The following is a 23,874-nucleotide window of genomic DNA, read 5'->3' on the forward strand; positions in this document are numbered from 1 at the left end:
AGTACGAGCCGACGCACGGGCCACACCGGGTACGCGCAGGCCCCGGACCCCGCCCTCACCCGTACGCACCGGGCACCGGGCACCGGGCACCGGCCATCCCGCGGACACGAGACCCCGGGCCCCCGGCCCACCGGAACGCACCGGCGTCGATGCGCTCCCCCACCGGGAACACACCGGCGCCGGCCACCGGACAACCCAGGACACCGGCCGCCCCGGACACCGCTCCCCGGCGTCCGCCCCGGCCCGCACCTCGCCTGGCCGCACCCCCCGGGCGCCCCACGCGCGGGCTCCCGGTCCGCCACCCCCGGTGGACCCCCCGGTCCGCCGCCCCCGGGGGTCCGGACGGCCTCCGCCGGGACCACCGGAGGCGGCGGGAGCGGCACCGGGCCCGGCGGGCCGGGCCGGCGGGCCTTCCGGATGCCCGTCGTACCCGACGGTCCGCCGGGCCCGGTCCGGCGGGTCAGCGGACCTGCTGCCACAGCAGCCGCTCCGCGCGGGCGGGGTCCCGGCGGACCGTGGCCGGGCCGTCGCCCAGCCGCAGGACGGCGCGTTCGGTGCCGTACGGGGGCCAGGCGGGCAGCTGTCCGCCGGCGGTGCCGGGCCGTCCGTCGCGGGCGAACGCGGTCCATGCCCCGCGCATCCGGTCCGAGAGGCCGGCCGGGGCGTCCGGGCCGGTGAGCGCGGTGCCCAGGGTGCCGAAGACGAAGGGGATCTCCAGGGTGTGGCAGGCGCCCAGCCGCCCGTCGAAGGCGGGTGAGGGCCAGGCGAACTCGTAGAGGTAGGTGTCGGCGCCGTGCGCGGCGCGCGCCTCGGCGAGGCGGAGTGCGGGAATCCGGTACGCGTGGTCGGTGACCACGGCGGAGAGCAGGTCGGCGGGGGTGGCGCCGGGCCGGGCCGCGCGGTAGGCGGCCAGGGCCGGGTCAGGGGCGAGGCCGTACGAGGCGAGCAGGGCGCGCACCGCGGCCTCGGTGACCCGGTGCTCGCGGCCCACCGGGACGAGGAAGAAGCGGAACTCGTCGCTGTTGGTGCCCAGCAGCAGGTCGGTCCCGGTGGCGTGGCCCTCGGCCAGGGCGTCGGCGGGGCGGGCGGTCAGGGTGGTGCCGTCCACCACCGGCAGCAGGGTGAGGGTGCCGCCGGCCGCCTCCCCCCAGCGGTCGCGGTCGTGGCTGCCGGCCAGCTCCTGGGCGAGCGCGGTGTTGGCGGTGATCAGGCGCTCCGGCGGGGTGGCGGCCAGCCCCTCCAGGGTGGGACGGGTCCCGGCGAGGGCGGCGAGCCGCTCGGTGAGGCGGCGGGCCACGTCGGCGGGGTGGGTGTGGTGGCCGGCCCCGCTCTGCGCGATGACCCGGCGGAACAGCGGGCGGGCGCGCTCCACGGCCATCAGGGTCACCGCGCTCATCGCCCCGGCGGACTCGCCGAAGACGGTGACCCGGTCCGGGTCGCCCCCGAAGGCGGCGATGTTCTCCCGTACCCACTCCAGGGCGGCGATCATGTCGAGCAGTCCCAGGTTGGCGGTGCCGTCCGCCGGCAGCGCGAAACCCTCCGCGCCCAGGCGGTAGTTGAGGGTGACGCAGACGGTGCCGTCGGCGGCGAGCCGGGTGCCGTCGTACAGCGGGAGCGATCCGGCGCCGTTGCGGAACGCGCCGCCGTGGATCCACACCATCACCGGCAGCGAGCCACCGGTGCGGCCGGGGCCGGGTGTCCACACGTTGAGACACAGGCAGTCCTCGCCCCAGGGCCGGGCGTCGGGCAGCAGATCGCTGATCGGCGGCCGGTAGCCGGGCTGCGGGGCGCTCGGTCCGTACTCCAGGGCGTCGCGCACCCCGGTCCACGGCTCGGGCGGCTGCGGCGGCCGCATCCGGCGCGGCCCGAACGGCGGAGCCGCGTAGCGGATGCCGAGGAACGCGGTGACACCGTGACGTTGCCGGCCGCGGACGGTTCCGTGGCTGGTGGGGACGGTGATGTCCATCGGTGGGTGCCTCCCGTCGTGGGTGTGCCGGGCGGGGCCGGCCGGCACACCGCGGCCGGCCCCCGCCGGAACCCTTCCCCCGCCGGGCCGGTTCGTCACAGCCGGTAGCCGTCCGGTTGCCGGGGTCCGGGTCCGCGGGCCGGCTCCGCGGCGGCGGCGCCGGCGCACCGGCGGCCGCCGTCGGGCCCCGGCGGGCGCCGCGCCACGCACCGGCGGGGGCCCGGCACGTCCGGTAAGGTCATCGCACTTGATCTGGAAGTACCTTGCGCCCGGAGCGATGATGGAGGCCGGCGGGCAGGCACGCGGTGCGACGACCGGCCCCTGGCCACCCGCCCCGCGACGGCCGGCGGAAGGAGTGCCTCGATGGGTTCGACGGACGCGGTCCCGGCAGGGCATGCCCCGGCGGCGGCCGGTCCGGCCGAGCCCCAGGGCCTGCTCGACGTGCTGGGGGTGGCGGCCGTGGTGCTGGACACCAAGGGGCGCATCACCCTGTGGAGCCCGCAGGCCGAGAAGCTCTTCGGCTGGAGCGCGGAGGAGGCGCTGGGCCGTTACGCACTGCGACTGCTGGTGGCCCCCGAGCACGAGGACCAGGTGCTCCGGCTCTTCGCCGAGGTGATGGACGCCGGGGAGAGCTGGGCGGGGGTCTTCCCGGTGCGGCACAAGGACGGCGGAACCCGGCTGGTGGAGTTCCGCAACATGCGGCTGGAGGACGAGCGCGGCGCCTGCTACGCCCTGGGCATCGCGGCCGACCAGGCGGTGCTGCGCGAGGTGGAACAGGACCTGGCGCTGTCGGTGCGGCTGGTGGCCCAGTCCCCCATCGGTCTGGCGGTGTACGACACCGAGCTGCGCTACGTGATGGTCAACCCGGCGCTGGCCCGGATGAACGGCCGCCCGGTGGAGGACCACATCGGCCGGCGGCTGGAGGAGACGCTGCCCTTCCTGGACACCGAGTCGCTCTCCCGCACCATGCGGGAGGTGCTGGCCGACGGTGTTCCGCAGCTCAACCGGTTCACGGTGGGCCGGCCCCTGGACGACCCGGGCACCGAGCACGCCTGGTCGGTCTCGTACTACCGCCTGGAGGGTCCGGGCGGGCGGGTGCTCGGGCTGGCGGTCTCGGTGATCGACGTGACCGAGCAGCACCGCGCCGCTCTGGAGGCGGCCCGGGCACGCAAACGGCTGGCGCTGATCGCGGACGCGTCGGTGTCCATCGGCACCACGCTGGACGTGGACCGCACCGCGCGGGAGCTGGCGGACGTACTCGTTCCCGAACTCGCCGACCTGGGCGCGGTGGACATCCTCGACGCGGTGCTGGAGGGGCGCCGGCGGCCGGACGCGGCCGCGCCCGGCTCCGAGCGGTTCCGGGCGCTGGCGGTCACCACCGCCTACCCGACCGACGCGGTGCGGGCGGCCGATCCGGCCGGCCAGATCGCCGCGTACGCCGCCGACCGGCTCATCACCCGGTGCGTGACCACCGGCCGTCCGGTGCTGGTGGAGCACGTCACCGAGGAGGACCTGCGGCGGATCGCCCCGGACGCGGAGGCGGCGGCCCTGCTGGCGCGGTCCGGGGTGCACTCCTACATGGCGGTGCCGCTGATCGCCCGCGGTGAGGTGCTCGGCGCGCTCGACCTGTGCCGGGCGCGCAACCCGGTGCCGTTCGACGAGGAGGACGTGGTGCTCGCGGCCGAACTCGCCGCGCGCGCCGCGGTGTGCATCGACAACGCCCGCTGGTACCAGAACGAGCGCCGTACCGCGCTCGCCCTCCAGCGGCACCTGCTGTTCCGCCGTCCGCCGCAGCCCAAGGGGCTGGAGATCGCCTACCGCTACGAACCGGCGCACGCGTCCGGGAAGGTCGGCGGCGACTGGTTCGACGCGATACCCCTGGCCGGGGACCGGACCGCGCTGGTGGTGGGCGATGTGATGGGCAGCGGCATCAACGCCGCGGCCACCATGGGGCAGTTGCGCACCGCCACCCGGACCCTGGCCGAACTCGACCTGCCGCCCGCCGAGGTGCTCCGCCACCTGGACCGCACGGCCACCGGGCTGGACCCGGCGCTGGCCACCTGCATCTACGCGCTCTACGACCCGCACCGCCGGGTGTGCACCGTCTCGGTGGCCGGGCACGTGCCGCCGGTGGTGGTCCGCGGCCGCACCCCCGAACTCCTCCAGTTGCCCTCCGGCGCACCGCTGGGCGTGGGCGGGGTGCACTTCGAGGAGACCGCCGTGCCGCTCGCCCCGGGCGACCGGCTGGTGCTGTACACCGACGGGCTGGTGGAGGTCCGGGACCAGCCGATACACGCCCGGCTGGACAAGCTGGTGGATCTGCTCGCCGGTGCCGGGGACGACCTGGAGGCGCTCTGCGACGAGCTGCTGGCGGCGCTGCGCAATCCGGACGAGCACGATGACGTGGCGCTGCTGATCTCCCGGGCCGGCGACGCCGGCGCCCCGCGCCCGTAACGCGTCGCGTCCACAACGCCGACACACAACCGCCGCTCCGGGTTCACACCCGAGTGTCATGTCTGTGTCACGCTCCCGGTTGACGTGTCAACAAATCGTTTCGTCCGTACGCCGGGACGCCTCCACCACGGGCTCCCGGCGGCCGGCGCGAAGCCCCCCGGGAGAGGACCCGCGCATGTCCCACCGCCGTATGTCCCGCTGGATACCGCTGCCGCTGACCGCCGCGCTCGCGGTGGCGGCCGGCCTCGTCGCCCAGGCCCCGGCCACCGCGTCCCCGGCCACCGCGCCGGCCGCGGCCACCGCCACCGCCACCGCCACCGTGAGCCCGTACGACGACACCTACTACCGCAACGCGATCGGCAAGAGCGGGACGGAGCTGAAGAGCGCCCTGCACACCATCATCAGGAGCCAGACCAAGCTGAGCTACACGCAGGTCTGGGAGGCGCTGAAGGTCACCGACCAGGACCCGGCCAACTCCGCGAACGTCATCGAGCTGTACACCGGCCGCTCCATCAGCAAGACCCGGGCCGGCGGCAACACCGGGGACTGGAACCGCGAGCACGTGTGGGCCAAGTCGCACGGCGACTTCGGCACCACCACCGGGCCGGGCACCGATGTGCACCACCTGCGGCCCGAGGACGTGACGGTCAACAGCATCCGTGGCAACAAGGACTTCGACAACGGCGGCAGCGCGGTGAGCGGCGCCGCCGGCAACTACACCGACGCCGACTCCTTCGAGCCGCGTGACGCGGTCAAGGGCGATGTCGCCCGCATGATCCTCTACATGGCCGTCCGGTACGAGGGCAACGACGGCTTCCCGAACCTGGAGCCCAACGACCGGGTCAACAACGGGACCCAGCCCTACCACGGCCGGCTGTCGGTGCTGAAGCAGTGGAACCAGGAGGACCCGCCGGACGCCTTCGAGAAGCAGCGCAACCAGCTGATCTACGACCGGTTCCAGCACAACCGGAACCCGTTCATCGACCACCCGGAGTGGGTCGAGGCCATCTGGTGACGCGCGGAGCGCCCGGCCGTGCGGCGGCCTGACGGCGTGTGACGCGCGTAGCGGGGCCGTGCGGCGGCCGGGTGACGCGCGTAGCGGTCCGGGCGCGGGCCCGCGGGCCGGTTGTGCGCGCGGAACGGCCGCCGGGCGAGACGCGAGCGGCCCGTGAGCCACCCGGGGCGTGCGTGGTGCGCGGGGGCGGGTGGGGCGGGCCCGGTCTCCTGCGCGGTGTCCGGCCCACGCGCGTCAACCGCCCGCCCGGCCCGCCCCCGCTCCGGGGCGGGCCGGGCGCCGGCGGGCGGCGCGCCCGCGGCGCCGCCCGCCCCGGTCAGCGGCGGCCGAAGAACTCCACCTCGGCGACGGCCAACCGGCGGTCGGGCCGGGCGCCGAAGGCGGCGTCGGCGGTCAGCCGGACGCGCACCACATCGGTGCCCCGGAGATCGAAGGTCTGCTGGCCGGCCTGGTCCTCAAGGTTGAGCGCCTTTGTGCTGCGGTCGCCGTCCGCGGTGGTCAGCGTCACGGTGATCTCCGAGGGACGGGCCTGGCTCAGGAACTCGTCCTGCTTGGCGGAAGTCCCCGGGGTGATGATGACCTTGCGCAGCCGGACCGGGACGGCGAAGTCCGCCTCCAGGTACTGTCCATGGCCCGCCCCGGCCCGGGCGGGCGCCCAGTAGCGGTTGTTGAAGCCGTCGAAGGCGGCGCCGGCCCGGTGGCCGGACGCCTCGCTGGAGGCCCGGGTGGTGTCCGGGCGGAGCGCCTCGGGCTTGGACGTCTGGTCCCGGGTGAAGGTGAACGCCTCGTTCAGGTACGAGCGGGCGAACCAGGCGAGCCCGGCCAGCAGCAGGACGGTGAGGGGCAGCGCGAGCCGCGGCCGCGGCCATCTGCCGCCCCGCGGCCGGCTGCCGGCCGCCAGCTCCCGTTCCGAACCCCAGCGGAGGAACCGGCGCCACCAGGGGAGCGGGGGATGCCGGTCGGAGGCGCCCGTGGTGTCCAGCAGCGCGCCGCACCGGGTGCACAGCCGCCGGTCGGTGGCGTTGTCGGCCCGGCAGCGGGGGCACGGCCGCACCACCGCGCGGGGCGCCGGCGGCCGGGTCGCGGGTGCCGCCGGGCCGGTCTGCGGGGCGAGGTCCCCCTCCCGGTGGTCCGGTCCGTCGCCGTGCCGCACCCGCTCACCGGGGCGCCGGGGCGCGGCGGAGGACGGCGCCGGCGGCGCGGGCGGGGGCGCCGGCGCGGGGGCCGGCCCGGCCGCGCGCCGGGGGCGGGGCGGCCGGCAGCGGCGGGACCACCAGCCGCGGACCGGTTCCGGCGCCCGGCGAGCCGGGCGCCCCCGGAGGCGGACGGCCGCGGCGCGTCGGTCCCGGCCGCGCCGGCACCGGTTCCGGGCGCGGCCGGTGCGGGAAGCCGCCGACGCGGGTGCCGCCGTCCCCTGCGACGCCGGCCGGGACGCGGCGGGCCCCGAGCCCTCCCCGGCCCCCGGTCCCGGCCCCTGGTCCCGGCCCCCGGTCGCGGTCCCGGACGGTGGCGGGGCCGCGGGCCGGGGCGGTCGGGCGAGCCGGCCGCCGGACCGGGGACGAACAGCACCGTCGGGGTGTCCGCGCCGGGCGGGGCCGGCCGCCCCTCCGGCCCGGACCTGCCGGTGCCGGACGCCCCGGGGCCGGACGCGGCGGGGCCGGACGCGGCGGGACCGGAGGCCGCGGAGTTGGAGGCGGCCGGGCCCGGCCCCGCACCCGGCGCCCCCGGCCGTGCGGCGGGTCCCGGCGCGGCGGGCGGTGCCCCCGCGGGCGTGCCCCGGGAGCCGTCTGCCGGATCGTGGCGGGCCGGGGCGGCGCCGGACGGGCCCGGCTCCTCCTCGGGGCGGTCGTCCCACTCCAGGAACGACTGGCAGGAGACGCAGAACTGCGCTCCGGCCGGGTTGCGGTGTCCGCACTCGGGGCAGGTCATGGCGTTTCCGTTCCGTCCGTCGGCAGCGGCACGATCTCCAGCTGGTAGGCGACGTGCGCGGGCACCTCGGCGGCCACCAGCTGCTCCAGCCGGGCCCGGTCGTGGCGCGCCGGGTCGGGCACCCGCAGCAGGACGGCCACCCACGGCCGCTCCGAGCCCGGCAGGTCGGTGCCCGACGTCTCCGACCAGATGGCTCCCCCGCTCTCGCTGATCTCCGGTTCCACGCCGGTCTCCACCCGCAGGGCGGACACCAGGCCCTGCCGGGTGCCGCGCTGCCGGTGGCGGGTGGTGGCGCCGGCGACCACGGCCCGCCGCTGGGTGTCGGGCCGCTCCTCGTCCACCTCCACCGCCACCCACCCGGCCATCCAGCTCAGGAAGTCCTCGGGGGCGGTGCGCGGGTGGAGGTAGGCGGGGAGGTTGTCCAGGGTCAGCAGCAGCGGGGCCAGCACCTCGTCCAGCGCCGAGAGGAAGCGGCGGAGGAAGTCCTGGTCCTGGTAGAGCGCGGGCAGCTGCTGGATCAGCGGGTGCGGGTTGGGCAGTCCGGGAAGGGTCGCGCGCATCTCACGCCTCCCGGACCCGGAGCTGGTGCCCGTAGGAGAAGACCAGCGCGTGCCGGTCGAGGACGATCTTCGCGGTGGCCTCGGCGCGCTCCCCGGTGAGCGGGTCGGCGGGGAAGAGCCGGACGTCCTCCACCAGGTCGACGCCGGGCACCTGCTGGAGCACCCCGAACACCTCGCCGGAGTGGATCGGCCGGCCGAACGGCCAGCCCTCCCCGGCCGGGCCGCCGGTCAGCGGGTTGAAGTAGCCGTAGAGGGCGGCGAGCGCCGCCTCGCGGAGCCGGTCGGGGGCCTGGCCGCGGCCGGCCAGCACCGTGGCGACCACCGTGACCCCCTGGTAGTAGGGGGGTTCGACCACCAGCCGGGTGCCCAGCGGGCGCCGTTCGTCCAGGTAGGAGGCGATCATCGCCAGGGTGTCGCGGGGCGGGACGAGTTCGTCGAACTGGATCCTGCCCTGGGCGTCGCTGCGGCCGGCGGGCACCACCAGCAGCCGCACCCCGGAGGGGAGTTCGTCCGAGCCGGGCGCGTCCCGCACGTTGCCGGCCGGCACACAGGCCACTCGGGCCGCGTCCGGGGCGACCTCGCGGGCGAGCTGCTCGTAGTCGTGCGGGACCACGGCGCGGTGCAGGGTGCGCAGCGTCATCGGGCCGCGGGCGCGGGCGTTCTCCACGGTCTCGCCGTCCACCCCGCCGACCGCCGCGCGCCGGTTCTCCACCCGGGCCACGTACGGCAGCGAGCTGCGCAGCACCCGCAGCGCCCCGCGTGCCACGTTGCCGCGGTGGCCGCCGCCGGTGCGGTAGCCGCGGACCCGGATCGCGCAGCCCTGGGGCGGCACCGCCCCGTACAGCCGCAGGGTCCCGTCGCGCTCCCGGACCGCCGGGCCGAAGTCCACCTGGCCGGAGTTGGGGTCGAGGGTGATGTGCCGGTCGGCGGCGGTGGAGTGGGCGAAGTTCTCCACCCGGGTCCACGCCACCCAGCCGGTGGTCTCGGCCACCTCCACCACGAAGGGCTCCTCGCTCTGCACCACCGGCGGCCGGGCCACCTGGAAGCTCTGGCCGGGCACGCCCTCGGAGAGGCCGAGCATCTCCTCGGTGACGGTCTCGGCGTGCGCCGCCTCCACGGTGCCGCCCACGGTGAAGGCGGTGACCTGCCGTACGGTCGGCGAGTGCAGGTAGGCGGGCTGGTCGGCGGCGGCCTCCACCAGCCGGCAGCGCAGCCAGCCGCCGGAGTGGCGGGCGACGACGGAGCCGGAGTGCGTGGCGGGCATGTGGAGGATCACCTCGCCCTCCTTGTTGAACCCGCCGGTGTCGTCCTTGTCCACCTCGCACGCCACCCAGGTGCTGCCGTCCCACGCCTCCCACACCAGCGGCGGGCGGCGGGGATCGACGCCGACGCCCTCGACCCGGCAGTCCAGCCGGAGGGCGAGCACGCAGCCGGGCACCGGGTTGGAGAGCCCGATGTAGAGGCAGTCGCCGGGGACCGGGGAGGTGGAGAACAGCGGCACGTCGCGGCCGAGGGCGAGTTCCTCGGAGCGGTCGGTGGCGCCCCCGGTGGCGGGCCAGGTGGCGAGGTGGGCGTAGGAGCAGGGCGGCACCGACAGGTCCCGGGCGGTGGTGAAGACCACCGCCTCCTCACTCTCGGTCCGTACGGTGGCGACCTCGGTGCCCGCCTTGATGCGCACCGGTTCCGGCTGCGGGGCGGAGAGCCGGAAGGTGACCTCGGTGCGGGCCGCGGTGGGCGGGTACAGCCGTACCCCGATCAGGTCGAGGAAGGCCAGGTAGTTCTTGTCCGGGACCCGGTTCAGCCGGTACACGAGCTGGTCCACCATGGTGGCGAACGCCTCGATCAGGGTGACGCCCGGGTCGGAGACGTTGTGGTCGGTCCACTCCGGGCAGCGCTGCTGGACCAGCCGCTTGGCCTCATCGACGAGCGTCTGGAAGCGCCGGTCGTCCAGGTTGGGGCTGGGGAGCGTCATGCGCCCTCCTCGTGCTGCGGGATGACGTAGAACGGGAAGACCAGGTTGCGGGGGTCGTTGGCGCCGCGGATGAGGTAGCTGACGTCGATGTAGAGCACCCCGTTGTCGGCCTCGTCGAAGCGGACCGACACGTCCACCACCTCGATCCGCGGCTCCCACCGCTCCAGGGACAGCCGCACCTCGTAGGCGAGCTGTCCGGCGGTGCCGGCGTCGGCGGGCGCGAAGACGTACTCCCCCAGCGCGCAGCCGAACTCCGGGCGCATGGGCCGCTCGCCGGGCGAGGTGCCCAGCACGATCCGGATCGCCTCCTCGATCTCGCGCTCCCCGCCGACCAGGGCGATGCTGCCGGTGGCGTCGGTGCGGGGCGGGAAGGCCCAGCCGGCCCCGATGAACTGCTGCGCCACGGTCACCCTCCGATCAGGACGGTCGGGTGGCCGGAGAGGATCGGCGCCCCGCACACCGCCAGGTCCCCGACCCGGGCGGCGGGCCGGCCGCCGATGCGCACCGTGGTGCTGCCGGGGGGTGCGACGGCGGACGGCGGGTGGGGGGAGGGCGGCGCAGGTGTGCGGGGTGCCCACGGTGGCGGCGGGCCGCCCGCCGATGCGCACCGTGGGCACCCCGGGTCCGCCGATCGTTCCGGGGTGCCCGGTGGGGTCACCGACCCGTGCGGCTGCTGGCATCTGCTCCTCGCCCCTCGTCTCGTGAACCGTCCGGCCGCCCGGGCGGCCGGTGTCCGGTGGGCCGGCCGTCGGACCGGTCCCGGCTGCCGGACCCCGGCGCCGCCGACGGTCCGTACGCCGCCGCGCCCGCCGCGGGTGCTCCGCGCCGTTCCTGCGTCAGTTGATCTCCACCAGTCCGGCCTTGACGCTGAGCGTCCGGCCGCCCTTCAGTTCGGTGCTGGCGGTGCCGTTGACCGACACCTGCCGTCCCTGGACCTCCACGCCGTTGCGCGCGGTCACCTTGACCGAGTCACCGGTGAGTTCCAGGGCGCCGTTGCCGGCGTCGACGGTCACCCCGCTGCCGGCCTTCACCGACACCGTCTCCTTGGCGTCGATCTCCACGGTGCCGTCGCTGTGCACCACGATGGTGGTGCCCTTGCGGTCGAGGTCGATGGTGAGTTTGCCGCCCTCGGTGGACAGCCGGACGCCCTGGTTGCCGTCGGCCGCGTCGAGCACCTCCAGCTTCCCCTTCTTGGAGCCGAAGGCGCGTTTGTTGACCGCGCCGGTGGTGCCGTCCACCGGTTTGCCGTCGGCCGCGGCACCGCTCCGGCCGGGTTTGTCCTTCCCGTTGTAGAGGGAGGCGAGCACGTACGGGTGGTCCAGGCGGCCCTGGTCGAACCCGATGAGCACCTCGTCGCCGATCTCCGGGATGAACGACTCGCCGTCGCCGAGCCCGTTCGCCTGGGCGGTACGGGCCCAGTCGGTGGCGTACTCGTCGGACAGCCAGGGGAACCGCACCTTGACCCGGCCCAGGCCCTCCGGGTCCTTGGTGTCGGTGACGGTGCCGTTGACCAGCCCGGCGCAGCGGGCGGTCCCGCCGCCCCGCCCGGCGCCGCCGGTGGCGCCGGTGAGCCCGGACAGGGTCCGCTCCTGCTGCCCGGAGACGCTGATCCAGGTCTCGTAGCCGCGGGCGGAGTGGAACACGTGGCGGGCGGAGGTGACGGTGTAACGGCCCTCGAACGGCGCCCCGACGCCGGTGAGGGTGACCGCTCCCCCGGCGCGCACCGACGGGTTGCCGCGGATCACCGCCTCCAGTTCGCCGAAGGAGGAGGCGATCCGCTCGGCGAGCGCCTTGGCCGCCTGGTCCACCTCGGCCTGGGTGCGGTAGGCGCCGTCGGAGACCAGGTAGCCGGCCTCGCCGAACGGCTGGGCGACCTGGGCGGGGGTGATGCCCAGTTCCAGGGTGCCGGTCCGGTTCGCCGGGGCCTTGCCGATGAGCGGCTGCGCGGTGCGTACGTCCCAGCCGCGCACCTCGACGGTGGTCACCTGCTCGGCGGCCGACACCCCGGCCCGGCAGCGCAGCAGGTTGTCGCCCATCTCCAGCACCAGGGGGTTCTTGTCGGCCCGCGCGGAGGTGTCCGGCGCCCCGCTGGCGGGGGTGGGCCTGGTGATGTGCAGCTTCCCGTCGTCCACGTACGCCTGGGCCCCCGCCTCGGCCGCCAGGCCGCGGACGAACTCCCAGTCGCTGATGCCGGGCTGGGCGACGTGTTCCAGCACCGGTCCGGCCACGTCGATGGTGCCGGTCTTCAGCCCGGCGCGCCGCGCGACCTGGGAGCAGATGTCGGCGACGGTCATGTTCTGGTAGCTGGCCACCCGCCGGCCGCGGAAGAGGCGGTAGGAGTCGTCCATGCCGCGGACCACGGTGAAGGTGCCGGTGTCGTCGATCTCCACCTCCAGGGCGGTGACGCAGCCGGTGAGCAGGGGTTCGCCGGACGTGCCGGCGCCGGCCCGGGCCATCAGCCGCACCTTGCCGCCGACCTTGATACCGCCCTGCTGCAGCAGCACCCGGCCGGGGTCGCGGAACCGGAGCAGGAACACCCCCGGCAGGGTCCGGCTGTCGTCCACGTGGCCCTCGACGAGGGTGTTGGCCAGGGCCGCGGGCAGCGGCCGGCCCTCGATCTCCACCACCACGGACTTGGCGACGCTCTGCTGCACCACGCTCCCTCACCGCCCCGGGCCGAGTGCGGGACGGGCGGTGGGCGGCAGGGCGCGCGGCCCGCTGCCGGGGCCCTCGATGCCGCGGTGGGCGGGGCCGGCGTCCGGCAGCGTCCCGCGGGGCGGCCGTCCGGGCGGGGCCGCACCGGCCGGGCCGCCGGGCGCGGCGTCCCCCAGCCGTTCGATCTCGTCGAGCGCGGGCAGCAGCAGTTCCCGGCCGCCGGGCAGCCGCATCGGGTCGTCGATCCCGTTGGCCTCGGCGATCACCCGCCACACGGTGGCGTCCCCGTACTCCCGCCAGGCCAGGTGCGGCAGGGTGTCCCCGGTGCGCACCCGGTGCACCCGGCGGGCGTGCAGGGTGCCGGAGGTGGGGTTCTGACCGGGGGTCTCGCCGCTGATCTCCTCCATGGTCACCTGGCACACGGCGCGGATCGGCACCCCGGAGGTGGTGAAGAGAGTGTACTTCACCTGCACCTGGCTGACGTAGCCGGGGAAGCCGGTGAGCCCGCCCCAGTGGAACACCACCCACGGCGGCGAGGAGCGCTGCTGCTGCCGGGTCTCGCTGGTGGGCACGCAGCAGGCGAAGAGCTGCTCGACCGACTTCACCACGCTGGTGTCCTGGGTGTCGGAGGCGTCGAAGAACATCTCGACGGTGAGCTTGCTGGGCTGCGGTCCCTGGTACTCCGGCGGGCCGGCGCTCTTCGCCCCCTTGGCGTTGTTCCGCTTCCACGCCGCCGCCTTGGTGACGCTCAGCTCCTTGGGGTTGAACTGGAAGTCGATCCGGCCGCAGGGCCCGCCCGGGGTGAGGCTGCCGCCCGGCGGCGGGGTGCGCAACTCCAGGTAGGCGTGCTCCAGTTTGGGCCGCGCGCCGCCGCCACCGCCACCACCGCCGCCGGCTCCTGCCGCGCTGAACGCCACCGGCGCGCTCATGCCGCACCGCCCTCCGCCGCTCGTCCCGGTGCCGCCACCGGGTCGTCTCCGGTCCTCGGCACCGCTCAGCCCTCCATCACGTAGCCGTGGTGCGCGATCTCGATGGTCTCGATCGCCACCTTGGGCGATTCGGGGTTGAAGGTGGGGCCGGTCCAGCGCACCGGCACCACCTCCAGCAGCCCCCACTGGGCGACCTTCTGGCCGTCACCGGTGCGCGCCTCGATGTGCGCGGTCTTCCTGCTGAAGCCGGTGGTCATGCTGGCGAACCACCGGGCCACCTTCTCGGTCTCCCGGGTCAGGGGCCGGGACAGCTTCACGTTCGGGTACTTCAGCCGGGTGGGCAGCTGCCACAGGTGGCTGTTGTTGCCGCCCTCCTCGCGCTGTTCCAGCACCACTTCGCAGCCCAGCCCCTCACAGGTGTTGAACGAGCCGAGCTCGATGCCGTCGATGGTGACGACGAAGCAGACGCTGACCGCCGGGTCCTCCAGTGCGGGCACGGCCTGTCCCCTCTCTCGCCGCTCGTTCACGTCCGAGCGTCGTTCCCTGTGGTGCCGGTTGTGGTGCGGTGGGTGCGGTGCGGTGGTGCGGGTGTGGTGCTGCGGTGCGGTGGTGCGGGTGCGGTGCTGCGGGTGCGGTGCGGGCCGGCCGGGGTCAGTGCCGGGTGTCGATCAGGAAGCCCGCCCGTTCCCGCTCCAGCCGCAGATCCGCCTTGAGCATGCGGCTGAGCGGCGGATAGAGCGCGCGGACGAGTTCGTCGGTCACGGCCGGTGCCCCGCCCTTGCCGCCGGGGCCCTTCCCGCCCCCGGCCTGCCCGGACTCCGGGGCGGTCCCGCCGCCGTCGCCCTCGGCGCCCGCCGACTCCGGTGCCGCGTCCGGTGCCACATCGGGGCCGGGAGCGGGCTCCGGTGCCGGTTCGCCCGGCGCGTCGGGCGGGGGCCCGCCCGCCGGTCCCCCGGCGTCCGCGTCCCGCTGGACCGCGGCCGGGGCTCCGGGTGGGGGCCGGAATACCACCGAACCGTCGGCCAGACGCTGCGCCACCCCCGCCGCGACGGCCACCGCCCCGGCGTCGATCACCCCCGGTACGGAACCCGGCCCCGCCACCGCACGGGGAACCGCGGCCGGGCCGAGGGTCGCCGGTGCCGCCGACGCCGAGGGCCCGGGCGGTACGGCTGCGGACGCCGACCGACCGGATGCCGGGAAAGCGGTGCGCTGGAGCGGGACCGGAGCCCCCGGGCCCAGCGGGACGGCGGCGGCCGGGACTCCCGCAGGGGCGGGGAAGGGACCGGCCGCGACGCCGGTGTCCCGGACGGCGGCCGGTGCGGCCGAGCGCTGCACCACCTGGCCCGCCGCACCGGACACGCCGGGCGCCGGGTGCGGGGGCGCCCCCGGGCCCGGACCGGGTGCGGGTGTCCGGCCCGGGCCCGGCGGGGCCACGGACCGCTGGACGGCGTCCCGGTCGGCTACGGAGCCGGCTTCGGGGGCCGTCGTCGTGGACCACCTGACCGGTACGACCGGAGACTCGGACGTGAACCGGCCCGACGGCCCGTCCTGCGGCGGGCGCGCCCCGGAGTACAGCGGGACCGAGCGCTGGGCGACCAGGGGCACGACCGGCGCGGTGACGCCGGCGGAGCCCGAGCGGCCGGGGCCCGGGCCGGCGGCGGGTGTGCCGTCGGAGCGCAGCGGCTGCACCGGCACCGGGGCCGACCGGGACGGGCCGCCCGCCGGTGCGCGGGGCGTCGTGGAGCCGGGCGGCTGCGGGGCGCCGCCGGTTTCGGGCAGCCGCTGCGCCACCGGCGCCGGCCGCGGTGCCTCGGGGCCCGTCGGTCCGCCGGGGGACTCCACCGCGGTGTGCGGCGTGAGCGGGTCGTCCCCGAGCAGCGGCCGCTCTCCCCCGTCCGTACCGGTGTCAGATTCTGGGCCGCTGTCCGGGCCCGTGGGGGTGTCCGGTCCCGTCCCCGCGTCCGGGCCCGGCTCCGGAACCATCGCCGGTGCCGCGCCGGTACCCGGCTCCGAACCCGCGTCCGGTGGCGCGGCGGTGGGCGGGACGCCGGGCGGGTCCCCGGTGTCGGAAGGCCACCGCTGCGCCACCGGCGCCGGTACGTCCGGCCCCCGGCCGCCGCCGGGCACGGTCACATCAGGACCCCGGCCGCTGTCGGGCACGGCGAGGTCAGCGCCTCGAGGGGCGTCCGGCGCGGGGAAGTACCGCGTCCCCGGTCCGGTGGCCGCCGCGGGGGTGCGCTGGGCGGTGGGCGGCAGGGCGGTCAGCGGTTCACCCAGCCCGAGGAGGGGCCGGCGGGAGTGTCGGGGGCCGGGGTGACCGTCCCCTCCGGGCGGCTCCACGCTCCGCTGTACCGGCTCCGGCCCGTCCGGGTCCACCGGCTGCCACGCCGGAGGGCCGGGGTCCGCCGGCGTGGGTGCCGGGCCGGCCGTTCCCACCGGCTCGGGTGCCGAGCTCGTCGGGTCCGCCGGCTGCCGCGTCGGTGCCGGTCCGCCGCCGGGCTCGGTGGACCGCTGCACCGGGACCGGTCCCCCACCTCCGGGATCCAACCTCCGCTGTACGGGCGGCTGTTCCGCCGGACCGGTGTCCGTGAACCGCCGCGCCGGGCCGGAACCGTGCCCGGCCGGGGCCGGACGTGCGGGTCCCGGGCCGGGGCCGTCCGGGTCCGCCGTCCGCTGCACCGTGCCCCGTTCCGGGCGGCCGGTGTCCGCCGTCCGCTGCACCGGCGCCGCCGGCCGGCCCGGCGCCGCGCGTTCCGGCGGCACCGGAGCCCGGTCCCCCGTCTCGGCCCACCGCACCGGCGGCGGTACCGGACCGGACGGACCGGCACCCGTCCCGCCGGCGGCATCCGGCAGCGGACCGTCCGTGTCCAGCACCCGCTGGAGCGGGACGGCGATCGGCCGCACCTCCTCGGCGGCGGACGTTTCGGGCATCGCCTCCACCCCGGCGGCGGAGGGCACCGGCCCGGCCCCGGAGGCGGTCGGCTCCGCGCCCTCGGTGGCAGGCTCCGGGCCGGCCGGAACGGGCTCCGGGCCGGCCGCGTCGGGCCCCTGTCCGGCCGGGGCCGGCGGCAGGAGGTCCGGTGCCGTCCGGTCCGGCGGCGGGCCGTCCTCCGGAACCGGCCGCTCCCACACAGCCGGGGGGGCCGGAGTCCGCGGCCCGGGGTCCGGCGCCGCCGGGGCGGAGCCGGCGTCGGCGAGCCGCTGCGCCACCGGAGCCGGATCGGTGGCCACAGGGTCCGCGCCGGTCCCGGCGGGGTCGAGGGTCCGCTGGACCACCTGGTGGCCGGTGAGGGGGCCGGTCGGGCCGGAAGCCGGCACGTCCCCGTCCGCGCCCGGGCCGTCCCCGGACGTGGGCGGCGGAGCGGCGGGCGGGTCCAGCAGGCCGGTCACCGGCAGGTGGTGGAGGGCCGACGGCGGTGTCTCCGGCCGCGGGGCCGCCACCAGCGAGGGGCTTGCGGTCCGCTGCACCGCCACCGGAGCGCCCGATCGCGTACCGCCCCGGGGCCATACCGCGGTCAGCTGCCGCTCGGCCGCCGCGGTGCCGTCCGCCTGCCGACTCACCGTCGGACCCGGGCCGGCGGCCGGGCCGTTGTCCGGGCCGTCGGTCCGCCGGCCCGCCGCGGGGTCCGGGTCCGGGTCGGCCGTGCTGAGCAGGCCGTGCACCAGGCCGGACGGCGCCTGCGGGCTGACCAGGTGGCCGAGCGGGCGGTGGAAGCTGGAGTCCTGCCAGGCGCTGAGCGACCCCCGGAAGCCGTCGGGGTCGGTGAGCAGCGGGGCGCCCGGTACCGCTCGCTGCACCGGGGGCAGTTCCCGCCAGGCGGGCGCGGCCGGCCGGGCGGGTGCCGGGGCCGGCTCGGCGGGCGGGGGGCCGGCGGACGGCGCGGGGGCGTCGGCCGCGGCGGCCCGGCGACCGCCGCTCAGCCAGGACAGCAATCCCATCGGTGCTCCGTTTCCCCCTCGTCCGGGCCGCCGCCACCCGGCGCCCCACCGTGCGGCCCGTCCCGCGGTGGCCGCCCGGCCGCCGTCTCAGCCGCGGCTGAGCCGCGCTATCTGGTCCACGTACCGGAGCCGGTCCGCGTGCTCCAGGTCGAGGATCTGGTCGAGCGACCAGTGGAAGTGGTAGGCCAGGTACGCGACTTCCTCGTGGATCCGGTCCGCCGCGTACGTCACGATTCCCCCAGGCGACCACCGCCGGCGAGGTCCACCGCAAAGTTCTCCTGGCAGGAGGGGCAGGTGACGGCGGCCCGGGTGTGCCCCTCGGCGTTGATCCGGCGGTAGAAGTCCTGGAGGAACGCCAGGTCCGAGGCGAACAGGTCCTCCACGATGCCCGGATGGACGTCCTCGATGGTGCCCAGCCGGGTCAGGACCCGGGCGATGAGCACCACCGACAGGTAGGCGGAGTTCTCCCGGACCCGGTCGTCGCGGAGCGGGATCAGCTCGTCCCGGGCGGTCGCCAGCCGCATCACCCCGGTCCGGTGCACGGTGCCCGACTCGTCGACGTACCCGCGCGGCAGCTCGAACGGGAACTCGGTGACCAGGCGCTGCGCGTGCTCCACCCGCGCGGGTGCCGCGGCGGGCGGAGCGGCGCTCTCCTGGAGCGGTGGGGGCGCCGGAAAGCCTCGGCGCATCACTCGACTTCCATGCTCTCGTACGTGATCACCAGTTTCTCGGTGAGCACCGAGGTGTCACCGGCCTTGAGGGTGCTGATCTCCAGCGACTTGGGCCAGGCGTTGACCAGCTTGTACCGCTTGATCGGGATGCCCTCGTAGTCGTAGACGATGATCGAGCCGTTGCGGCGGGCGGAGGACATCCGGCCGAACCGGGAGTCGGTGATCCAGCTCTCGAAGCTGTTGTCCTCGGTGAGGCCCCGGGTCAGGGTCACCTCGCCGGCCTTGGGCCGGCCCGGCAGCTTCTTGATCGCGTACTTGCCGTCGGCGGTGTTCTGCTTCAGCTCGATGACGTCCTGCTCCATCTTCAGGCCGGTGACCTCGGTGATCTGCCGGATGAGCACGGCGTCGATCTCCAGGCCGAAGGAGTGGCCTACGGAGCTGTCGAGATCGGGGAGCGGCATGCCAGCCTCCTAGGAATGGTCCGGTAGTGCGTCGGCGGTTCGGGCGCGGGTCCGGGGGGCGAATCACTCGTCCACGGCGCCGGAGCCGCCGGAGAGCTGGGCGAGCCGGAACACCACGAACTCGGCGGGCTTGACCGGGGCCACCCCGACCTCGCAGATGACCTGGCCGGCGTCGATGCTCTCCGGCGGGTTGGTCTCCCGGTCGCACTTGACGTAGAACGCCTCCTCCGGCGTCAGCCCGAACAGCGCGCCTTTGCGCCACTCGTTGACCAGGAACGCCGAGATGGTGCGCCGCACCCGGGCCCACAGGGCGTCGTCGTTGGGCTCGAACACCACCCACTGGGTGCCGGCGAGAATCGACTCCTCCAGGTAGTTGAAGAGCCGGCGCACATTGAGGTAGCGCCACGCCGGGTCGGAGGAGAGGGTGCGGGCGCCCCAAACCCGGATGCCGCGGCCGGGGAACGCCCGGATGCAGTTGAGGCCGATCGGGTTGAGCAGGTCGTGCTCGCCCTTGGTGATCTGTGTTTGCAGGGCGACCGCGCCGCGCACCACCTCGTTGGCCGGGGCCTTGTGCACCCCCCGGGAGTCGTCGTTGCGCGCCCAGACCCCGGCGATGTGCCCGCTGGGCGGGACGAAGACGTTCCGCCCGGCGCCCGGGTCGAAGACCTTCAGCCAGGGGTAGTACATGGTGGCGTACTTGGAGTCGAAGCCGGTGCCCTCCTGGCGCCAGGCGAGGGCCTGCTGGGGGGTGAGCCCCGGCGGCGGGTCGAGGATGGCGATCCGGTCGCCCATCGACTCGCAGTGGGTGATCAGCCCCTGCTGGACCGCGACCACGGTCTCCAGGTCCAGCATGCCGCGCTCGTAGGCGCTCATCAGGTCCGGGGCGGCCACCATGGTGACCTCCTCCACGGCCTCCAGGCCGCCGAAGCCGGTCCGCCGGTCCGGGTCGCCCACATAGGTCTCCGCGGACAGCGCCTCCGGAGCCGCCACGGGGGCGTCGGCCGGCGGCACCGCCAGCCGCACCGACTGGGTGGTCGGCCGGGCCGGGGCGGCGCCCTTGCCCTGCTCCTCCAGCGAGATCAGCCTCGAACGCGCCTTGACCTGGGTGGCGACGTTGTCCTTGCTGCGCTTGGTGGTGACGGTGGGGAAGGTCTCCGCGACCTCGCCGTCCCGCTTGACGATCAGTTTGAACACGTCCTGCGGCGGGTCCTCGGCGTCCGCGTCGGCGACCTCCACGGTGATCTCGCCGGTGACGCCCGGCAGGGTCCGCACCACGTAGGGTCCGAGCTGCGCCTGGGTGCCGGCGGGCAGCTCGGCGGGCGTGGCGGCGCTCTCCTCGTCCCTGCCCTGGCCACCGACCCGCACCACGTAGCAGATGCCGCCGCCGTTGGCGAAGAAGCCGTAGACGGAGTTGGCGAGATACGTCCCTTCCACGAAGTCGCCGAACACGGTGGTGAACTGGGTCCAGTTCGTGATCAGCGTGGGTTCGTTGAAGGGGCCCTTCTGCGCGAAGCCGACGAAGGCGGCGACCGACGTCCCCACCCCTTCGATCGGGCGGGAACCCGACTCGACCTCTTCGACGTAGACGCCCGGGGACAGGTACGACGGCATACCACTCTCCTTGACCGGGGAAACGAGAGCGATTCTTCTCACCGGCCTGGATCATCGGAACGGGCTTTCGGCCGCCCCCGAGGACACACCCCACTGCCCTTAGGTGCACGACCGGTGCACCACCGGCGGTACGTCCGCTTGAGCCGGCACCGGGCCGCCGCGCCCATCCTGGGCGGCATGTCCGGCCGCACGGTGACGCCCGGCGCGCACACCCGCCACGGCGCCCGCCGGCCGGGGCGTACGGAGAGTCGGGGGACGCCGTGGAGCAGATGAGGCCGGCGCGGGTGATGCCGTGAAGTCCCCCGGGGAGAAGCGCGCCCGGCCCGCGCCCGCCCCTTCCCGTACGGATTCCGCCGCGTCGTCGGGCGGTACCGCCCAGCGCGCGCCCGCTCCGCCCGCCACCGAGCGGGACGCCTCGGACCGGGCCGCGGTCTCCGCCGTCACCACTCCCCGCGCCCCCGGCGACCGTCACGGTACCGACCCGCGTACTCTGCAACGCCTTCAGGGTGCGGTGGGGAACCGTGCTGTGGCCCGGCTGGTCGCGCAGCGGTACACCGCGCCGGTGAAGCCGCCGCCGTCGCAGGCGCCGGGGTTCCGGAAGGTCCGCTCGGATGTGGCGGCGAAGAAGCAGAAGGTCGCCCAGCATCCGCCCGCCACCGCCGAATCGCAGGCCGCGCAGGACGCGGCGGTGGCGCCGCCGGATGACAAGGAGGCGCAGGGCAAGGCGGCGAACGCGGAGAAGATGCACGCCGCCAAGCCCGGCACCTTCGACAAGGCGGCGTTCGTCGCGGCGGTGAACGCCGCGATCGCCAAGCAGGCACCGAAGAACCTTGACGAGGCCGACAAGTTCTCCGACTCGGGAAAGGCGGACCGGGTCAAGGAGGAGGTGGACGGCAAGGTCTCCGACGGCAAGAAGACCTCCGCCCAGGAGATCGAGACCACCACCAAAGCCCCACCCGACACCTCCGCCGCCAAGGACAAACCCGTCACCCCCCTCACCCCCGACCGGCCCCCCGCCCAACCCCGGCGCGCCGTCCGCCGCCGACGCCGTGCCCGCCAAACAGCCGGCCGCGGTCACCGACTTCTCCCAAGGCCCGGCCGCCAACGACAAGGCGCTGGCCGATGCGGAGGTCACCGAGGAGCAGTTGCAGAAGGGCAATGAGCCGGCCTTCGACGAGGCGCTGTCGGAGAAGAAGAAGGCCGAAGCGCACTCCGCGAAAGCCCCGGGGGAAGCCCGGAGCGCCGAGGACGCCCGGTTGGCCGAGGCGAAGGCGGGGGCGGCGGCCTCGGGGGCGCAGGCGATGGCGTCGCTGACCGCGACCCGCGCGGCGGCCGGCAAGCAGGTCGACGGCGGCAAGGGCGAGACGAAGTCCAAGGACGAGCAGAAGCGGGCCCAGGTCACCGCCCGTCTGCAGAAGGTCTTCGACGCCACCAAGAAGGACGTCGAGACCACCCTGACTGGGCTGGACAAGAAGGTGGACGAGCAGTTCACCGCCGGTGAGAAGGCCGCCCGGGACGCGTTCACCGCCGATCACGAGAAGCGGATGAAGGCCTACAAGAAGAAGCGGTACTCCGGCTTCTTCGGGCCGGCCAAGTGGGCCAAGGACAAGCTGCTGGGCATGCCCGCGGAGGCCAACCAGATCTTCCAGGAGTCCCGGAAGCTGTATGTGGCCAAGATGCAGGAGGTCATCTCCTCGGTCGCCGACACCATCGGCACCGAACTGGGCAAGGCCAAGACCCGCATCGCCGAAGGCCGCGCCGACCTCAAGGCGGAGGTGGACAAACTCCCCGCCGATCTGAAGAAGTTCGGCCAGGAGGCCGCCCAGGACTTCCAGGCCAAGTTCGAGGACCTGGAGACCCAGGTCAACGACAAGTCCCAGCAACTCGTCACCGACCTGGCCCAGAAGTACACCCAGGCCCTGAGTGCCGTGGACGAGGAGATCACAAAGCTCCAGGAAGCCAACAAAGGCCTGGTGCAAAAGGCCGTCGACGCGGTCGCAGGCGTCATCAAGACCATCATCGAGCTGAAGAACATGCTCATGGGCGTCCTGGCCAAGGCCGCCTCCGCCGTGGCGAAGATCATCAAGGACCCCATCGGGTTCCTGGGTAACCTCGTCCGCGCCGTCGGCGCCGGCCTCAACCAGTTCATCTCCAACATCGGCGAACACCTGAAGAAGGGCCTGGTCGCCTGGCTGCTGGGCACCGCCACCAAAGCCGGCATCGAGATCCCGCCCAAGTTCGACCTCAAGGGCATCATCGCCCTGCTGGCCTCCATGCTCGGCCTGACCTGGGCCAACATCCGCACCCGCATCACCCGCAAAGGCGTCCCCGACCAGGCCATGGGCGCCGTGGAGAGTCAGGTCCCCGTCGCCTCGGCCCTGATGAAGGAAGGACCCGCGGGCGCCGCCAAGGAGATCGAACAATCCGTCGGCGACCTTAAAACCACCATCCTGGAGCAGCTCAAGACCTACCTGATCCCCACCGTCATCATCGCCGGCATCACCTGGATCCTGTCCCTGCTCAACCCCGCCTCTGCGTTCATCCGAGCGGTCAAGGCGATCATCGACATCGTCACCTTCGTCGTCACCCAGGGCGCCCAGATCATCGAGTTCGTCAACGCGATACTCGACGCGGTCATCGCCATCGCCGGCGGCGGTGCCGCAGGCGTCCCGAAGATGGTCGAGAACGCCCTCGCCGCCAGCATCCCCGTCCTCCTCGGCGTCCTCGCCTCCCTCCTCGGCATCGGCAGCCTCGCCGGCAAAGTCCGCCAGGTCTTCCAAACCGCCGCCCGCCCCGTCAACCGCGCCATCGACAAAATCGTCGACTTCATCGCCAAACAGGGCAAGAAACTCTGGGCGAAATTAAAGGGAAAGGGCAAGAACGTCGACGACAGAGGCACAGGCACGGCCTCAGGGAAGGGGAAAGGCAAGGAGCAAGCCGAGAAGGGTGACGCCTTCTCCGATGTTGCCCGCGATGTCAAGAGCGGGCTGGGGCGGTCACCCTCCGCAGACAAAGCGGCCTCCGTCGCGGAGAGCACCTTCAGTCGCTACCAGAGCCGCGGCCTCAAGCTTCTGCATTTCTCACCCAACAAGAAGAGGCCGGGGGAGTTCGAGGTCCTGGTGCGTGCCTCACCTTTACGGAGGGCACTGGTCTTTCGGGTCTCCGATCTTCAGCTGAGCTTTCCACGCACCGCCTGCATCTTGCATGTAACAGAACCGAGCGGGAAGCAGGAGAACCTGGGCAAGTTCCTCGTGCAGAGAAAACCCACCGGCGCAGCTGATGGAGATACAAGTCATCACGCAGAACAGCACATGATCGGCATTCTTCGGAGCAGATACTTCACGGGCGACCGACCCAAGGGGAAGTACACCCTGCAACTCTCACTGACTCGACGGCCGTGCCAAGGGTGCGGACCAGCCCTGGAGGACTTCAAGAATGAGCTGCAAGGGAAGGGGTACGAAGTCGAGTTCAGGGTCAGAATCGTCAGCGCATACGCAGCCGAGGGCGAAGATGTTGCCATCAAGGTACTGAAGTCGCTCAGCGACAAGGGGTTCGAGCTGAATACACTGAGCCTGGAGCAGATCGTAGCGGAAGAAATGCTCAACGACCCCGGAAAAGATCTCACGAACGATGAGAAACAGATCTTGGCCAACGAGAAAAACAAAGTAGAAGAATACCTGAACAAAGCAGGCGTCAAGAAAGGTACGTAGCG

18 protein-coding genes and 1 pseudogene are annotated in these 23,874 nt (G+C 74.5%); 4 read left to right on the plus strand and 15 right to left on the minus strand.

Annotation, left to right across the window (positions count from 1 at the left end; translation table 11 throughout):
* Positions 1-460: 460 nt before the first annotated feature.
* The gene (locus tag IHE55_RS02110; protein ID WP_197987450.1) at positions 461-1,966 is read right to left on the minus strand and encodes a carboxylesterase/lipase family protein; all 1,506 of its coding nucleotides are present in this window, start codon (positions 1,964-1,966) and stop codon (positions 461-463) included.
* A 363-nt stretch (positions 1,967-2,329) separates the two neighbouring features.
* Between IHE55_RS02110 and IHE55_RS02115 the strand changes: the two genes are divergently transcribed.
* Positions 2,330-4,420 carry a SpoIIE family protein phosphatase gene (locus IHE55_RS02115; protein ID WP_197987451.1) on the plus strand — a complete coding sequence of 697 codons (2,091 nt, stop codon included), beginning with the start codon at positions 2,330-2,332 and terminating at the stop codon, positions 4,418-4,420.
* Between the two features lie 175 nt (positions 4,421-4,595).
* Entirely contained in the window at positions 4,596-5,435 is an 840-nt protein-coding gene (locus IHE55_RS02120; RefSeq protein WP_197987452.1) for an endonuclease I family protein, read from the plus strand.
* A gap of 316 nt (positions 5,436-5,751) precedes the next feature.
* Here IHE55_RS02120 and IHE55_RS02125 read toward each other — a convergent pair whose 3' ends face one another.
* The 14 genes and pseudogenes from IHE55_RS02125 to IHE55_RS02185 form a co-directional block, all read right to left on the minus strand.
* The gene (locus IHE55_RS02125) at positions 5,752-6,588 is read right to left on the minus strand and encodes a discoidin domain-containing protein (protein WP_307826473.1); all 837 of its coding nucleotides are present in this window, start codon (positions 6,586-6,588) and stop codon (positions 5,752-5,754) included.
* Positions 6,589-7,360: 772 nt separating this feature from the next.
* Positions 7,361-7,924, minus strand: coding sequence for a phage tail protein (locus IHE55_RS02130; RefSeq protein WP_197987453.1), 564 nt, complete (start codon positions 7,922-7,924; stop codon positions 7,361-7,363).
* A 1-nt stretch (position 7,925) separates the two neighbouring features.
* Entirely contained in the window at positions 7,926-9,896 is a 1,971-nt protein-coding gene (locus IHE55_RS02135; protein ID WP_197987454.1) for a putative baseplate assembly protein, read from the minus strand.
* On the minus strand, positions 9,893-10,300 hold the full coding sequence (locus IHE55_RS02140; protein WP_197991731.1) for a GPW/gp25 family protein: 408 nt from the start codon (positions 10,298-10,300) through the stop codon (positions 9,893-9,895). Before IHE55_RS02140 ends, IHE55_RS02135 begins: the two co-directional genes overlap by 4 nt.
* 2 nt (positions 10,301-10,302) lie before the next feature.
* Positions 10,303-10,401: a PAAR domain-containing protein gene (locus IHE55_RS32940; RefSeq protein ID WP_372442744.1), complete on the minus strand. Its 99-nt coding sequence runs from the start codon at positions 10,399-10,401 to the stop codon at positions 10,303-10,305.
* A 97-nt stretch (positions 10,402-10,498) separates the two neighbouring features.
* Positions 10,499-10,576 (minus strand): annotated as a pseudogene (locus tag IHE55_RS32945) (PAAR domain-containing protein); the annotation flags it as partial.
* A gap of 156 nt (positions 10,577-10,732) precedes the next feature.
* Positions 10,733-12,553, minus strand: coding sequence for a VgrG-related protein (locus tag IHE55_RS02150; protein ID WP_197987455.1), 1,821 nt, complete (start codon positions 12,551-12,553; stop codon positions 10,733-10,735).
* 6 nt (positions 12,554-12,559) lie between these two features.
* Entirely contained in the window at positions 12,560-13,480 is a 921-nt protein-coding gene (locus IHE55_RS02155; protein WP_232265419.1) for a CIS tube protein, read from the minus strand.
* Between the two features lie 65 nt (positions 13,481-13,545).
* Positions 13,546-13,977, minus strand: coding sequence for a phage tail protein (locus tag IHE55_RS02160; protein ID WP_197991732.1), 432 nt, complete (start codon positions 13,975-13,977; stop codon positions 13,546-13,548).
* A gap of 154 nt (positions 13,978-14,131) precedes the next feature.
* Positions 14,132-14,554 (minus strand): hypothetical protein, encoded by a 423-nt coding sequence (locus IHE55_RS02165; RefSeq protein WP_197987456.1) that lies wholly within the window; start codon positions 14,552-14,554, stop codon positions 14,132-14,134.
* A gap of 2,952 nt (positions 14,555-17,506) precedes the next feature.
* Complete coding sequence (locus IHE55_RS02170; RefSeq protein WP_197987457.1) at positions 17,507-17,650, minus strand: DUF6760 family protein; 144 nt, start codon at positions 17,648-17,650, stop codon at positions 17,507-17,509.
* Positions 17,647-18,108: a hypothetical protein gene (locus IHE55_RS02175; protein ID WP_197987458.1), complete on the minus strand. Its 462-nt coding sequence runs from the start codon at positions 18,106-18,108 to the stop codon at positions 17,647-17,649. Before IHE55_RS02175 ends, IHE55_RS02170 begins: the two co-directional genes overlap by 4 nt.
* On the minus strand, positions 18,108-18,551 hold the full coding sequence (locus tag IHE55_RS02180) for a phage tail protein (RefSeq protein ID WP_197987459.1): 444 nt from the start codon (positions 18,549-18,551) through the stop codon (positions 18,108-18,110). Before IHE55_RS02180 ends, IHE55_RS02175 begins: the two co-directional genes overlap by 1 nt.
* Positions 18,552-18,614: 63 nt before the next feature.
* On the minus strand, positions 18,615-20,162 hold the full coding sequence (locus IHE55_RS02185; RefSeq protein WP_197987460.1) for a phage tail sheath family protein: 1,548 nt from the start codon (positions 20,160-20,162) through the stop codon (positions 18,615-18,617).
* A 511-nt stretch (positions 20,163-20,673) separates the two neighbouring features.
* On the opposite strand from IHE55_RS02185, the gene IHE55_RS30615 reads away from it, so the two are divergent.
* Positions 20,674-21,324, plus strand: coding sequence for a hypothetical protein (locus IHE55_RS30615; RefSeq protein WP_232265420.1), 651 nt, complete (start codon positions 20,674-20,676; stop codon positions 21,322-21,324).
* Entirely contained in the window at positions 21,212-23,872 is a 2,661-nt protein-coding gene (locus tag IHE55_RS02190) for a phage tail protein (RefSeq protein WP_232265421.1), read from the plus strand. Before IHE55_RS30615 ends, IHE55_RS02190 begins: the two co-directional genes overlap by 113 nt.
* Positions 23,873-23,874 lie beyond the last annotated feature (2 nt).

It is taken from the genome of Streptomyces pactum (genome assembly GCF_016031615.1).
GTDB classification, from domain to species: Bacteria; Actinomycetota; Actinomycetes; order Streptomycetales; family Streptomycetaceae; genus Streptomyces; species Streptomyces pactus.

Coding starts and splice junctions, on each gene's coding strand:
- IHE55_RS02110 (WP_197987450.1), bottom strand. CDS start 1,966: ATGGACATCACCGTCCCCACCAGCCACGGAACCGTCCGCGGCCGGCAA.
- IHE55_RS02115 (WP_197987451.1), top strand. CDS start 2,330: ATGGGTTCGACGGACGCGGTCCCGGCAGGGCATGCCCCGGCGGCGGCC.
- IHE55_RS02120 (WP_197987452.1), top strand. CDS start 4,596: ATGTCCCACCGCCGTATGTCCCGCTGGATACCGCTGCCGCTGACCGCC.
- IHE55_RS02130 (WP_197987453.1), bottom strand. CDS start 7,924: ATGCGCGCGACCCTTCCCGGACTGCCCAACCCGCACCCGCTGATCCAG.
- IHE55_RS02135 (WP_197987454.1), bottom strand. CDS start 9,896: ATGACGCTCCCCAGCCCCAACCTGGACGACCGGCGCTTCCAGACGCTC.
- IHE55_RS02155 (WP_232265419.1), bottom strand. CDS start 13,480: ATGAGCGCGCCGGTGGCGTTCAGCGCGGCAGGAGCCGGCGGCGGTGGT.
- IHE55_RS02175 (WP_197987458.1), bottom strand. CDS start 18,108: ATGCGCCGAGGCTTTCCGGCGCCCCCACCGCTCCAGGAGAGCGCCGCT.
- IHE55_RS02180 (WP_197987459.1), bottom strand. CDS start 18,551: ATGCCGCTCCCCGATCTCGACAGCTCCGTAGGCCACTCCTTCGGCCTG.
- IHE55_RS02185 (WP_197987460.1), bottom strand. CDS start 20,162: ATGCCGTCGTACCTGTCCCCGGGCGTCTACGTCGAAGAGGTCGAGTCG.